This window comes from Catelliglobosispora koreensis DSM 44566, assembly GCF_000379685.1.
In the GTDB taxonomy this organism is placed as follows: domain Bacteria; phylum Actinomycetota; class Actinomycetes; order Mycobacteriales; family Micromonosporaceae; genus Catelliglobosispora; species Catelliglobosispora koreensis.
The window spans coordinates 356037-369076 of record NZ_KB903261.1; the positions used below are offsets into that span (position 1 = coordinate 356037).

13 protein-coding genes are annotated in these 13040 nt (G+C 63.6%); 9 read left to right on the forward strand and 4 right to left on the reverse strand.

Features of this window, described 5'->3' with window-relative positions; translation table 11 throughout:
• Positions 1 to 29 precede the first annotated feature (29 nt).
• The 4 genes from A3E1_RS0120905 to A3E1_RS0120920 all read left to right on the forward strand — a co-directional run bounded on the left by A3E1_RS0120905 (position 30) and on the right by A3E1_RS0120920 (position 7416).
• Positions 30 to 1949: an MMPL family transporter gene (locus A3E1_RS0120905; protein ID WP_020522749.1), complete on the forward strand. Its 1920-nt coding sequence runs from the start codon at positions 30 to 32 to the stop codon at positions 1947 to 1949.
• Positions 1936 to 4335 carry an ATP-binding protein gene (locus A3E1_RS0120910; protein ID WP_026208658.1) on the forward strand — a complete coding sequence of 800 codons (2400 nt, stop codon included), beginning with the start codon at positions 1936 to 1938 and terminating at the stop codon, positions 4333 to 4335. Before A3E1_RS0120905 ends, A3E1_RS0120910 begins: the two co-directional genes overlap by 14 nt.
• 355 nt (positions 4336 to 4690) lie before the next feature.
• Positions 4691 to 6169, forward strand: a complete 1479-nt coding sequence (locus tag A3E1_RS0120915) for a glutamate--cysteine ligase family protein (protein ID WP_020522751.1) — start codon at positions 4691 to 4693, stop codon at positions 6167 to 6169.
• 23 nt (positions 6170 to 6192) lie between these two features.
• Complete coding sequence (locus A3E1_RS0120920; RefSeq protein WP_020522752.1) at positions 6193 to 7416, forward strand: CapA family protein; 1224 nt, start codon at positions 6193 to 6195, stop codon at positions 7414 to 7416.
• Here A3E1_RS0120920 and A3E1_RS41285 read toward each other — a convergent pair.
• The gene (locus A3E1_RS41285; RefSeq protein WP_051105090.1) at positions 7312 to 8235 is read right to left on the reverse strand and encodes a hypothetical protein; all 924 of its coding nucleotides are present in this window, start codon (positions 8233 to 8235) and stop codon (positions 7312 to 7314) included. The two genes, A3E1_RS0120920 and A3E1_RS41285, sit on opposite strands and share 105 nt — an antisense overlap.
• A gap of 105 nt (positions 8236 to 8340) precedes the next feature.
• On the opposite strand from A3E1_RS41285, the gene A3E1_RS0120930 reads away from it, so the two are divergent.
• Together A3E1_RS0120930 and A3E1_RS0120935 are read left to right on the forward strand one after the other, a co-directional pair.
• A complete protein-coding gene (locus A3E1_RS0120930) occupies positions 8341 to 8964 on the forward strand; it encodes a PASTA domain-containing protein (protein ID WP_020522754.1) in 624 nt (207 codons plus the stop codon).
• 35 nt (positions 8965 to 8999) lie between these two features.
• On the forward strand, positions 9000 to 9743 hold the full coding sequence (locus A3E1_RS0120935) for a PASTA domain-containing protein (protein ID WP_020522755.1): 744 nt from the start codon (positions 9000 to 9002) through the stop codon (positions 9741 to 9743).
• Here the strand turns inward: A3E1_RS0120935 and A3E1_RS47235 are convergent.
• Positions 9718 to 9990 (reverse strand): hypothetical protein, encoded by a 273-nt coding sequence (locus tag A3E1_RS47235; RefSeq protein WP_157631647.1) that lies wholly within the window; start codon positions 9988 to 9990, stop codon positions 9718 to 9720. The genes A3E1_RS0120935 and A3E1_RS47235 overlap by 26 nt on opposite strands.
• A gap of 101 nt (positions 9991 to 10091) precedes the next feature.
• Positions 10092 to 10340: a hypothetical protein gene (locus tag A3E1_RS0120945; protein ID WP_020522756.1), complete on the reverse strand. Its 249-nt coding sequence runs from the start codon at positions 10338 to 10340 to the stop codon at positions 10092 to 10094.
• 421 nt (positions 10341 to 10761) lie between these two features.
• Here A3E1_RS0120945 and A3E1_RS0120950 point away from each other — a divergent pair, with 421 nt between their 5' ends.
• Both A3E1_RS0120950 and A3E1_RS0120955 read left to right on the forward strand, forming a co-directional pair.
• Positions 10762 to 11667: a helix-turn-helix domain-containing protein gene (locus tag A3E1_RS0120950; protein ID WP_026208659.1), complete on the forward strand. Its 906-nt coding sequence runs from the start codon at positions 10762 to 10764 to the stop codon at positions 11665 to 11667.
• Positions 11622 to 11855, forward strand: coding sequence for a DUF397 domain-containing protein (locus A3E1_RS0120955; RefSeq protein ID WP_083929565.1), 234 nt, complete (start codon positions 11622 to 11624; stop codon positions 11853 to 11855). The genes A3E1_RS0120950 and A3E1_RS0120955 overlap by 46 nt, the downstream gene beginning before the upstream one ends.
• Before the next feature lie 65 nt (positions 11856 to 11920).
• Here A3E1_RS0120955 and A3E1_RS0120960 read toward each other — a convergent pair whose 3' ends face one another.
• The gene (locus A3E1_RS0120960; RefSeq protein WP_026208661.1) at positions 11921 to 12598 is read right to left on the reverse strand and encodes a hypothetical protein; all 678 of its coding nucleotides are present in this window, start codon (positions 12596 to 12598) and stop codon (positions 11921 to 11923) included.
• A 145-nt stretch (positions 12599 to 12743) separates the two neighbouring features.
• On the opposite strand from A3E1_RS0120960, the gene A3E1_RS41290 reads away from it, so the two are divergent.
• A complete protein-coding gene (locus A3E1_RS41290) occupies positions 12744 to 13040 on the forward strand; it encodes a hypothetical protein (RefSeq protein WP_020522760.1) in 297 nt (98 codons plus the stop codon).

Sequence of the window (13040 nt, forward strand, 5' to 3'; positions counted from 1 at the left end):
ACCAAACATGAATCCGTTACGCTGCCGCGATGCGGACCCGCTGGCTTGTGCTGTCGATCTGGCTCGCGCTGACCATCGCCGGTGGCGTATTCGGCGGGCAGGTCTTCGATAAGGCCGCCCCGGTCGACGAGCTGAGTGCCTCTGCCGAAGCTATGCGCGCAGAGGCCCGGCTCGACGAGATCGAACCCGAGGGCACGGTCATCCTCGCGGTGACTAAGGACCGGGAGCCGTTCGATCCGGAACTGGTCGCCAGCGTGACCGAGGTGACCAAAGCGCTCGCAGGCATCGCCAAGGTCGAGAGCATCTACAACACCCCGGGCGGCGGGATCGGCCGTGACACCAAGAGCACCCTGATCCGGGCCGAGCTGCTCGACCCGCGCTACGAAGAGCAAGTCATCGCGGAGCTTCGCAAGATCAAAGCGCCGCGGGTACTGGTCGGCGGGCAAAGCGTGGCCGAGAAGGAATTCGCCGATCAAGCCGTGCGGGACGCGGCCCTTGGCGAGTCAGTCGCGATCGCCGTGCTGATCGTCTTGCTGTTCGTCATCTTCCGCCGGACCGTCCCCGTGCTGATCGTCATGGGAGCCGCGCTCGCCTCGATAACGGTGACCCTGCTCGTGTTGCGGGGCCTGGCAGAGGTGACGACGGTCAGCGAATTCGCCCTGAACGTCGTGACCTTGCTCGGCCTGGGACTGACCGTCGACTATGCGTTGCTCATGGTGTGGCGCTATCGCGAAGACGGTTCCGCCGGCCGGGTCAAGCGCACGGTGCTGATTTCCGGTGCTGCCATTGCGCTTTCGCTGGCGGCTCTCATGGTCTTTGGTGAGCCGTTGCTGGCGTCGATGGCACTCGGTGGCCTGGCGGCCGCGGTTGTCTCGACCGCAGTGGCGTTAACGCTCGTCCCGATGCTGATCAACCTTGGTGCGAAAAGGATTCCACCCGCTACCAAGCCCACTTTCACGTTGCTTCCCCGGCTCGCTTCATATGCGCTGGGGCGGCCAGGCCCGGTCGCGTTCGGTGCGGTAGTGGTGCTGCTGCTCCTGTCACTGCCTTTCCTCGGGGTGAACGTGCGTGGCACCGACGCTCGCATTCTTCCGGCGGCAAGTGAGGCGCGTCAGGTGTACGAGGAAGTCCTGAACACCTTCAGGCACGGAAGGCCGGAACCGGTGGTGGTCATCGTCGAGCGCGACGCGACCGGGGCCGAGATGCGCGACTACCTGAACAAGCTGAATCAGCTGGACGGCGTCGCGCTCATGGAACCCCGGATCGAGATGCCGCCGAACGTCACGGTCATCGATCTGATTCCGGACAGTGAAGCCGTGGCGCAAGATGTCGTGCGGGCGGCGCGCGCCGTGCCGGTCAACGCCTCCGTCCTCGTGGGTGGGACAGCCGCCGAGACCGTGGACTATCGCGATTCCGTGCTGGGCAAGCTGCCGCTCGTGCTGGCCGTGCTCTTTGCCGTCATGCTCGGCCTGCTGTTCCTGCTGACCGGATCGCTGATCATCCCGGTCAAAGCGTTCCTGCTGAACCTGCTTCCCCTGGCGGCATCGCTCGGTGTGCTGACCCTCGTGTTCGGCACCCTCGACATGACGACCCCGGTGCTGTTGTTCGTGTTCATCTTCGGGCTGTCCATGGACTATGAGGTGTTCCTGCTGGCCCGGATCACCGAGGCCTATCGCTCCACAAAGGACAATGACGGGGCGATTTTGAAGGGCATCGTGGGTACTGGACCGGTCGTGACCGCGGCCGCGGCCTGCCTCGTGGTGGTGTTCCTCGGGTTCCTGCTCGGTGAGCTGGCTCCGGTCAAGGAGATCGGCTTGGGGATGGCCGTAGCCTTGATCATCGATGTAACGATAGTGCGTGGCCTGCTGCTTCCCTCCGTCATGAAGTTACTCGGAGGGTGGAACTGGTGGCCCGGGGGCCGTAGTGTTGGCGGCCATGACCCCCGATGATGCACCGAGCGCCAGTTTCGCGGCGCTTCTGCGTGCGCATCGGCACTCCTCCGGGCTCACCCAGGCCGAGCTGGCCGAACGCGCTGGCCTAGGCGAGCGGACCGTCAGGGATCTTGAGCGTGGCAGAGCGGCACGCCCGCAGCGCTCGACCGTGGAGTTGCTGGGCGGGGCGCTCGGCTTGAATCAGCCCGAGCAGGCGACGTTCCTCGCCGCAGCCCGGGGCCAGATCCCGGTTCAACGGCAGCAGCCCGTGATCAGCCTGCCCCAGCCGCCCGAGCTGCTGGGCCGCGAGAGCGAGATCGGGGTGCTCACGGGGCACCTGGTGAACCAGCCAGGTCTGACGACGCTCGTTGGGCTAGCTGGGGTCGGCAAAAGCGTGCTGGCGTGGACGGTCGCGAGCCGCCTCGAGCCGTATTTCCCCGGTGGTGTGGCGGGCATCAACCTCGCTGAGAGCGACACCGTCGGCGACATCATCCAAGTCATCTGTGCCGTGTTCGGCATCGCGCGCAAATCGCAGATCCCGGCGCGGGTCAAAGAACCGATCTTGCTGCTTGCCGACGGCGTCGACCGGGCGAGTGGCCCGTTAGCGGAAGCCCTCGCTGAGCTTTTGGAGCTGGCTCCGCACCTGCGTGTGCTGGCCTCGGCGCGAGCGCCACTCGGGTTGCCCGGCGAGACGGTCTGGCCCGTGAGCCCGCTCGCGCTGCCACCGGCGAGCGCGTTGACGCTCGCTGAAGTTCTCGAATATCCGGCAAGCGCTCTATTTATCGCCAGGTGGAGTCAAGTGCGCGGCCAGCCCCCGGGCGACATCGAGATCTCCGCCCTCGTCGCGCTCGTGCGCCGGCTCGGCGGTCTGCCTTTGGCTATCGAACTCGCCGCCGCCCGTGGACGGGTGCTTGACCCGCCGGAGATGCTGGTCCGTTACGGCGACCGGCTTTTGGAACTCGGGTCAGACGCCACCACAACGCTGCGCGATGTCGTGACCGCCAGCTATCGCCTGCTCGAACCGGCGCACAGGCAAGCCCTGCGCTGGCTGTCGGGCTTCGGCTACCGCTGGTCCATCGAGCTGGCCGAAGAGCTGCTCGGCCCGGACTATGACGTGGTCCCGGTTCTTGAACGGCTGGTGGAGCTGGGCCTGGTGCAGGTCCGTGGCTCGGGTGCGATGCGGTTCCTTCTGCTTGACGTGGTGAAGGCCTACGCGCGTGAGCAGGCTAAGGCGGCCGGTGAGCGCGAGGAAATCCAGCGCCAGCACGGTGTTGTGTTCGCCCGTTACGCCGCTCGCATCGCCCCTGACCTGACCGGAACGAAGCTCACGAGCGCGGTGTCCAGATTGGACGATGTGGCCGGCGATCTATGGTCGGCCCTGGCCTACTCCACCGACCACGACCCACACACCGCGCTGTGCCTTGCCTCCAAACTGCCGCGGTGGTGGCGTTTCCGGGGTCGCGATCAGCAGGGCCGCCGCTGGCTAACCCGGTTGCTCGAAGACCCACGGACAGCCGACGCTCCAGAAAACGTGCGAACCTGGGCCGAGCTTGGGGTTGCTCAGCTGGCCATGGAACACGATGCGGGGCTTGAGGAAATCAGCCGCGCTGAGTACGCCTTGCAGCAGTTCATGCTCGAAGGCGATGTCACGGGCGAGCTAGCTGCCCGCACGCTGTTGCTCGTTATCAACCAGGGTGCCGGGCGTTACGACGATGCGCGCCGGCAAGGTGAGGCGTCACTGGCCTTGGCCACCAAGACCGGCCGTGTCAGGGACATGGCGGTCGCGCAACACAACCTCATCTGGCACGACCTGCGCAACGCTGACCTGGTTAACGCGCAGCGGCGGCTGGCCGCGGTCGACCGGTTGTCCGTGCGGTGCGGCGACCACCAGTTGCGGGCTCTCGCGCGGGCCAACTTGGCTGAAGTGTTGCGATTGGACGAACGCTATAGCGAGTCGATCCGGGTCGCGATGCAAGCGGCGGAGATGCTGGCCGAAGTCGGGCACCCGGCTCAGCGGCGCAAGCTGCAGGGCGTGATCGGCCTGGCTTACGCCCTCAGCGGCGCACTTGATGATGCCGAGAAGGTCCTGGTTGATATGCGGGCCAGTCAGCTCACCCCAGCTGCCACCGAGACCGGGGAAGACTGGGATACCACCATGATCGAGGCGACGCTCGCGGGGCAGCGTGGCGAACGCATGCTTGCCGCCACTTGGTTCTCGGCCGCGGCACAGGCTGGCGCGCGCGGGACCGACAAGCGCGATGTCGCCGAGGCTCTCGTCGGGTTGATCTCGATGAGTGACGACACGGAGCCCACGCGCGCTCAACTAAGAGAGTTGTGCGAACAGACCGGGATCACGCTGACTCCACGCGAGCTGCGGATCGCCGGGCTAAAAGAGCTGGACTAGGAGAAAAGTAAGGCGCGGGCGGTCCCCCCGACGTAGCCCCAGTCTCCCCGTCGTCTCCGCCCGCGCCAAATGCGCCCCCGCGCTGGTTCCCGAAAGAACCGCCCAGTTTCCCGCTGGTAGCGGGTCGCCCTCCCCAAGGGACCTTGACGTTAGCAACCTAGAGCAAGTGTTTTGTCGGCTTTAGCGGCTTTAGCGGAACAGCCGGGCCACTTCTGCCGGGGATTCTGCCGGTGGTCGGACGCGGTGTGCCACATCGGCTAGCGGGGGTAATTGGTGGCCTACTCGCGAGTCGATCGTCGTCAGTGGAAAGTACTCTGAGAGTTCACTCGGTCACAGTGCGTCGGGGAGGGCGTCCATGGGCAAGGAGATCTCACGGGGGACGTTCAGTCGCGAGGAACGAGAGCAGTACCGGTACAAGGTGCGCCGCTGCTTAGATGTTTTCGCGTTGATGCTGGATGACTTCAGCTTCGACGCTGACCATCCCATGACTGGGTTGGAAATCGAACTGAACTTAATCGATGCCGACCGGCAGCCAGCGATGCGTAACGCCGAAGTACTCGCTCAGATGAACGACAGGTATTTCCAGTCCGAGTTAGGCCGGTTCAACCTAGAGCTCAACGTGCCGCCACGGCTCATCGCCGGGGAAGGGCTCGTTCGCTACGGCGAGTTCATCAGCAACTCGCTGGAAAACGCGAACAAGCACGCCAAGGGGTTCGACACCGAACTTGTCATGATCGGGATCTTGCCGACCCTCACCACGGATCACACGATTCACGCCAACCTTTCCGAGACGGGGCGCTACCGGGTTCTCAACGAGGAGATCCTGACGGTCCGCGGCGAGCAGATTGGCTTGGACATCCGCGGCGTGGATCACCTGCGTGTGCGCACGGACTCGATCGCTCCGGAAGCCGCCTGCACCAGCCTGCAATTCCACCTGCAGGTCTCACCAGGGGAGTTTGCGAATTACTGGAATGCCTCGCAGGTAATTGCCAGTCTCCAAATAGCGGTCGGGGCCAACTCTCCTTATCTGTTCGGTCACCAGCTTTGGTCGGAGACCCGGGTCGCGCTTTTCGAGCAGGCCACCGACACCCGGCCGGATGAGCTAAAAGCCCAGGGGGTACGCCCACGGGTGTGGTTTGGAGAGCGCTGGATTACCTCCATTTTCGACTTGTTCGAAGAGAACGTGCGCTACTTCCCGCCCTTGCTGTCCATCTCGGACCCAGAGGATCCGCTGCAAGTGCTGCGGGCCGGAGGCGTGCCGCAGCTCAACGAATTGCGGCTGCACAACGGAACCATCTACCGCTGGAACCGTCCCGTTTACGACATCATGGGTGGCCGTCCACACCTTCGCGTGGAGAACAGGGTGCTTCCCGCTGGGCCCACTGTCGTGGACATGATGGCCAACGCGGCGCTGTATTTCGGTCTCGTGCACATCGTGGCCGAAGACGACAGGCCACTGTGGACACAGATGCCGTTCACCGTCGCCGAGGACAACTTCCACGCCGCCAGCCGCCGGGGCATCACAGCGCCGGTGTGGTGGCCGAGGCTCGGCGAGATCCGGGCGACCAGGCTACTGCTGGATCACCTGCTGCCACGGGCCTACGAAGGTTTGGACCGTTTCGGTGTCGAACCAGAGCTGCGCGACAGCCTGCTCGGGATCATCGAGGCGCGCTGTCTCACCGAGCGCAACGGGTCGTCCTGGCAAGTCGAGATGGTGACAGGGTTGGAGGCCCGTGGGCGTACGCGTCAGCAGGCTCTTCAGGAGATGCTCGCGCGCTATGCCGAACTGCAACGAGCGAACGAACCAGTGCACACTTGGCCCGTTGAGTATTGACAAGTTTGCGTTAATCTAACGCCGTGTCCGACCGGCCAACGCGAAACACATTCATCGCCCTGACCGCGGTGACCGCCACCGTGGCCGGTGCGGGCCTGCTGCTTTACGGCATGATCCGCAAGTTTGACGTCGCACAAGCTAACCCGGCGCCGAAGGCTTCGGCTTCGCCTTCTTCGGCGCCGGCAAAGCCCCGTCAGCTGACGGTGCTCGGCGCGGGTGACGTGATCGTGCATCCGCCCGTGTGGGACCAGGCGCGTCTCGACAGTGGCGGCACGGGTTATGACTTCTCGCCGATCCTCGAACACGTCAGCGGCACCATCGCCGGCGCCGATCTGGCGTTATGCCACTTGGAAACCCCTGTGGCCACGGCTGGTGCCATGCCCTCGGGCTTTCCGTCGTTCAACGTTCCGCCGGAAGTGCTTGATGGGCTAAAGAAAGCGGGCTTTGACGGTTGCTCGACTGCGTCGAATCATCTTCTCGACAAAGGCACCGACGGTCTGGTCCGGACACTCAACGCGATGGAGAAGGCTGGGCTTGGCAACGCCGGGACAGCCCGCACCGCGGAGGAAGCGGCCACCCCGAAGATCTATGACGTACGCGGGATAAAGGTCGCGCATCTGGCCTATACCTATAGCACCGGTTCCGTGAAGCTTCCGGCCGGCAAGGAATATATGGTCAGCATCATCAAGCCCGATGTCATCAAAGCGGCGGCACGCAAAGCTAAAGAGGCCAAAGCCGACATTGTCGTGCTCAGCATGCACTGGGGCACGGAAAACCAGCACGAGCCCAACGCCGACCAGCAGCGCTGGGCGACGGAGCTGCTCGGGTCACCCGACATCGACCTCATCCTGGGCACCAATACCCACTCGGTGCAGGCGATGGAAAAGCTCGGCGACAAATGGGTCGCCTATGGACTCGGCAATCAGGTCTCCCGGCACTCCGAGAACCTCGAATCGAGCCGCGAGGGCATCATGGCCCGGATGACCCTCACCGAAACCGCGCCCGGCAAGTGGAGCGTGACGACAGCCGAGGCGATTCCCACGTGGACCGAGCAAACACCCAAGCTGCGCGTCATCGAGCTGCCGAAATACTTGGCCAATCCAGCCTTGTCAGCGATCACGCGCCGGTTTCACCAGAGCACGCTAGACCGCATCTCCGGCTACCTTCGGCTGCGGGGCGGCGACAAGAGCGGGCTTGTCATTGTTACTAGCTATAGCGTTTCCCCGTCGCCCTCGCCCTCCCGCTAGACCGGCCATCACGACGGAGCCGATCAGCCCAGACAGCACGGCGGCACTGGGCGCGAACAGATCCGCGGCGAAGGCTGGGCTGGTGAGCAGATAAGCGCCCGCTAGCAGGGCTGGCCCAGCGGCACCGGAGATGGCTGCCGCGGCCCGGCTGCCGCTCGTGCGTGCGTAGGGCCACGCCGACAACGCTCCAATCACGAGCGTCGCCACCATCAGCATCACCGCACCGGGCAGGTAAATGTCGCGGTAGGTCGGGCCGGCGATCGTCACGTGCCACACACCCAGCTCCGCGACGGTCAGCCCACGGTCGGCCGCCTGAGAATCCGCGAAGGTGATCGCGGCCAGGAGCCACAGCCAGCCGGTCGTGGCGAGAACGTTCACTGCAGCTGGGCGCACATGCACCACGGCGAACGCGATGAACAAACCCAGCAGGACACCCGCGATGCCGTACCCGCCAACGATCATCTGCGGGGCGAAGGTGTCGGCCCGCACAGCGGCCCGCGCCGGGAACGCGATGATCAGTGACACGAGCACACCGCCAAGCGCGGCGCTGAGCACGATCGCGATGCGAAGCAGCAAACGCGACAGTGCCGACAATCCGACACTGCGGTCGGCCACGATCGCGCCGATCACCACGCTGGTCGCGGTGATCCACACTGTCCACGCCAGACTCGCTAGCCAAGCGGCGTCACCTGGGTCGGTGATCGTGGGCAGCCAAGAGAAAACACCGAGGCTATAGCCGATGCCGAGCTGTGCGGCACCCGCCATGGCGGTGGCGCCGAAGGCGGTCGCCATCCGCTGAGCCATCTGGGACAGGGGCATGTCCGCACACTATCCCGCACCCGGATTCAACGCGAGCTTGGCTCGTGTGGAAGGTTTACTCTTGCCAGGCGTAGGACATCCATCGGCGTACAGCGAGGTCGGGCAATGAAGCGCGGATTCAGTCCCGCAGCCACAGCAGCGTTTGCCACCACCTTCTTGGTGCTGGCGATCATTGGCTGGTCGATTGGCTGGCTGGCCGGCGGCGCTGGAACTCCGGTGAGCCAGGAGAGCCCGGAGCCGACAGCGACTTCACGCCCGACCCAGGTGACGAAATCGCCCACGCCCTCACCGGCGCCGTCGAAAACACCGTCCGCTAGCACGACCGTGGTGAGCACGGCTGACGCTTTCCCGATGCCCAATGTGGTCGGCAAGGAGTTCCGTGAGGCCCGCGCTGAACTGCTCGCCTTGAAGGTCGGCGTAGAGGTGCACTTCAACACACCGTCGGAGCGTAAGCAGGGGACCGTCGAGCGACAGGAAGCCAAGGCGGGCGTCCTGATCCAAAAAGGATGGACCATGCAGCTTTACGTGTCGGGGCCCGCGCCCTACACGACCATGCCAAACGTGGTGGGCAAGGCGTGCACGGCAGCCAAGGATGAGCTGGTCGACATCCATGGCTTTAAGATCGATTCGTACCCGAGTGGCACCCGGGGCAAAGTCACGAAGATAGAGCCGACGGCGACCGCGGTTGTGGTGTGGGGAACTTCGGTGAAGCTCTACTGCGTGGAATAAGGGTGTCTGTACCGCCGAGGTGATAGGACGGTTAGATGGCCGAGCAGCAGCGCAAAGACGACGAGGGTCCGCACGATGACGAGGCGACTCAGATCGTCCCAGCGCCGGAGGCTGATGACGAGGCCACGCGGATAGTCCCGGCGTCTGAAGCACCAGAGGCTGACGGTGACGCCACCCGGATAGTGACGCCGCCACCAAGTGACGGCACACGGATCATGCCACCCGTTGACGACGCGCCGGCCTGGGCTGGACGGGCCGAAGTCCGCGCACCGGCACCGTCGGCTCCGCCGGGACCACACGGACCACAGCAAACCGGCGGCCGCACGTGGTGGACACCTTTGCTGCTGGGCTTTCTAGCGCTTGGGCTGGTCGGCATCGTGGTGCTGGCTGCCTGGCTCATGACCCGTGACAATGGTGGCCCGGAGCCGACAGCTTCGCCGACCGTCGCCACAACGACCCGCACGCCGTCGCCGACGGCCAGCCCCACGCCGCCGTCCGCGTCGCCATCGGCGTCCGCGGAGCAACTGGTGCTCATCCCGGCCAACCTTGTCGGCATGGATCAGGACGCCGCGGCGAACGCGCTCAAGGACCTTGGCTTGTTCTGGAACTTTGACTACCAGCCGTCGCCGGCTCCAGAAAATACGGTCATCGGGTCAAAGCCGGCGCCAGGCGAGTTCGTGCCGCTCGGGTCAACGGTGACGTTGGTGATCGCGATCGATCAGCCGCCGAGCAAGTCCGCTTCGCCGAGCCCAACTACCACTGCCGGCGGCGGTGGGTAACGATTACCAGGCCACCCATGGCCAGGCCGATGCCGATCATCCCGGTAGAGATGAGTGATTGCGACAGGTCACCCGCCGACATTGGCGTGTGCGTCTTTACTGCCGGTGGCGGCGCCTTTACCGGCGCTCGCTCCGATGTGTCCGCTGTAGCAGGAACCGGCGTGAACAATGCCGCGGCAAGTGCAGCTCCGCACAGTGCCATGAGCCGTCTCGGCCGGTACTGATAGTGGTGCGGTGGTTCATGCATGGCGCCGTCCCCAGGTTCGGGTGCCGGGCCAGGCGAGGGTTTACCTTAGGGTGCTTAAAATCCTAAGCTCGTTCCACAGTGGCCGTTGGGAAATCGCGAACTTATCTCGCTCCAGCTGCCGCAAGGGTTGTGAGCCGGTCACCCATTCTTTTCAGACCTGCTCGCTGCACAAAGATGGAACGCCGCTCGACGGCGTCGCCGGCCGAGTTGAGCTGGTAACCGTCCAGCCACATCCAGCCGTCATATGTGGGCCAGTCATGCACCCTGATAACCCGGAACATCATCGGCCGCATGAACTGCACGCTGGCATCACGCGTCACGTGGAGGATGTCTCCAGCTTGAGGACTCATGATCTCCATCCTTTGTCGCACCGGAAGTGCGTTCAGCACGGGCGCCCAAATCGTTGAGCACTTAGAGATGAGACATGGCTGACACATCGTGATGATGGAATCGCCCGATCAACTCTTAGCCGTGTCATATCCGACACTCTGCATCAAGACCTTGATCGATGCAAGTTGCAAGTTGGATTTGCGCCCTGGTGTCGTTCGTCCGGTATAAGACATACTGATCCCAGTCGCGCGCGGCGGCCGGTCCCTGGCGATTTGTGCGATCGGGTGCTTGAACTATGGCCGGTCGGCGGCGCAGACTCGGCAGCGTCGTGTCCGAAAGGGTGGGACGGGCCGGTGTTGCTTACATGCCGGTTGGGGCGGAGTAAATCCCTGTTCGGTGCTGCCTTTGGCATTGCCGACGTTCGTCGCGGAGGTGCGGACCGTGGCAAGCCAGCAAGTGCCGGTGATGAGAAGACGCCGGATCGGCCTGCAACTGCGAAAGTTACGCGAGTTACGAGGCATGACCCTGGAGCAAGTCGCGGAACGGATGGATTGCTCTCAATCCAAGATCTCGCGAATTGAAACCGGGCATAGTTCTGTCCACATGCGCGACGTGCGAGATCTCCTGATCATTTATGAGGTCGATGAGGAGACCGCCGGCGATGTCATGGACATGGCCCGCGACGCACGCCAGCAGGAACGCCAGCGCAGTTGGTGGCATCCCTACAACAACGTGCTGGTTAGTGCCTACGTCGGCAACGAGAATGCCGCGAACCACATCAAGACTTACGAGCATCAAGTCGTTCCTGGCTTACTTCAAACTGAAGACTATGCGCGAGCGATCTTCAAGGCCGCTAACCCGAATTTCAGTGACGAACAAATTTCGGAGCGGACCCGCGTCAGATTGGGCCGTCAGTCGTTACTCAACCGACAGGATGACCCTATCCACTTCGAGGTGGTCCTCGATGAAGCAGTCCTAAGCAGGCCCGTTGGCGGACCAGAGGTCATGACCGCGCAAATCCAGCGACTTATTGAAGCCGCGGAGTTGCCGAATGTGACGATGCAAGTGCTGCCCTTTGATGCCGGTGCGCATGCCGGGATGGAAGGGACGTTTGCGATTCTTGACTTCTCCCCGACAGACGGAACAAGCATTGTCTATGTCGAAAATGCCACAGGTGGACTCTTCCTCGATAAAGAAAAGGAACTGACGCATTACCGCGAACTCTTCGATAGGATTCGGGTGACCGCGCTTAGCCCTGAGGACTCCAAGAAGCGGATCGCTTTTTTGGCGGAGGAGCCGAGATGGAACAGAGTCTGGGATCGCACAAGGGATACGACCTCGACCTAACGAATGCACGCTGGCGCAAGAGCACCCGTAGTGGTGGCAACTCTGACATGTGTGTTGAAGTGGCGTTTGTGGATGACGCCATCGCTGTGCGTGACTCCAAAGACACTACTGGTCCCGTACTGGTTTTCACTCGTGGTGAGTGGGATGCCTTTGTCGCGGGTGCCAAGGATGGCGAATTCGACCTGTAATTGAATGAGCACTATCAGTCAATTATGGAATGGCGCGATCTGGTCCTGAATGACCGGTCGCGCCTTCACCATATGGGCTGCTGAATAGCTTGACGACGCCGTTGTGCCACCGCTTCCCGCGCCTGATTTAGCCACGCTCGTTGCGTACCAGGCGCAGGTGGAAATTCAAGTCCAAACCGGAACCAGGCTGGCGGTTCGGGCAGCCGTGCGTAGCTGTCGATGAGGTCATCGAAGATCCGTTCCAATTCGGTACGAGCGTTCCGCCCCGCCGACAAGATCGTGTGATGCTGCGCCAAGTAGGCCTCGCGTGCCGTGCGCGTGGACAGCAGCCGGTTGCGGACTTCCTCCACCCGTCCTCTTTGGACAGCAGTGGCCACCGCGGCTGACCGGTCTTCGCGCAGGTGTTTGACGAGTGCGGACCGGTGCGCGGGGCGCAACCAGGAGCCGGGCCGGGCAAGGGCCCGCTCAGTGGCGCGAATGCGCGCCTGCACGCGTTCTTCGGCTGTGCGCACGATGGCATACCGCTGCTCTACTTCGGACAGTCGCTGCTCATCGGGTGCGGGCGGGGCAGCCGACATAACCCGGTCAGCCTCATCGACAAGGCGCCAGAGCCATCGTTCGTCTTCGCTGATCTCGTCTAACGCGCTCCGGTTTTCCAGTGGTTCCCGAGCCGCCGGAACCGAGGACCGGATGGGTGCAGAACCGCAGGCCACGCAGTGTGTGCACTCAGAACCGATAGCCATATATCCCCCGCATGCTTGCTCAACTAGCGATGATCACCACAAGTGACGACCGCGGGTCAACCGTCCCTGTGTTCCGCTGCGGTCGTTGTACCAGATGGCAGGCATCAAATGGCGGCAACCCGCCGAAAAGGGGGATAGAAGACGTATGGCAACTCCCGACCATGGCCCCACCCCGTCCAGCACGTTCCAAGCTCACCGCAACGACCAGGGTGTGGGGCTGCTAGAGCCGGTGCCTTCGCTGGTGCTCGATGGATTTGACGAGCCCACGTTCGCGTCATCGTCCTGGATGGAGGGCGCGGGCGGCTCGCTCGTTGACCACCCGTTGTTGCGTGGTCTCTTGCTTGAGCTTCCGCCGAAAGGCGCCCAGCCGTCTCCGGAGTGGATGGATCGCTGGTTCGAGGCGGCGCGCGCCGTGCTCGACTTGATCTACAACAGGCGCTGA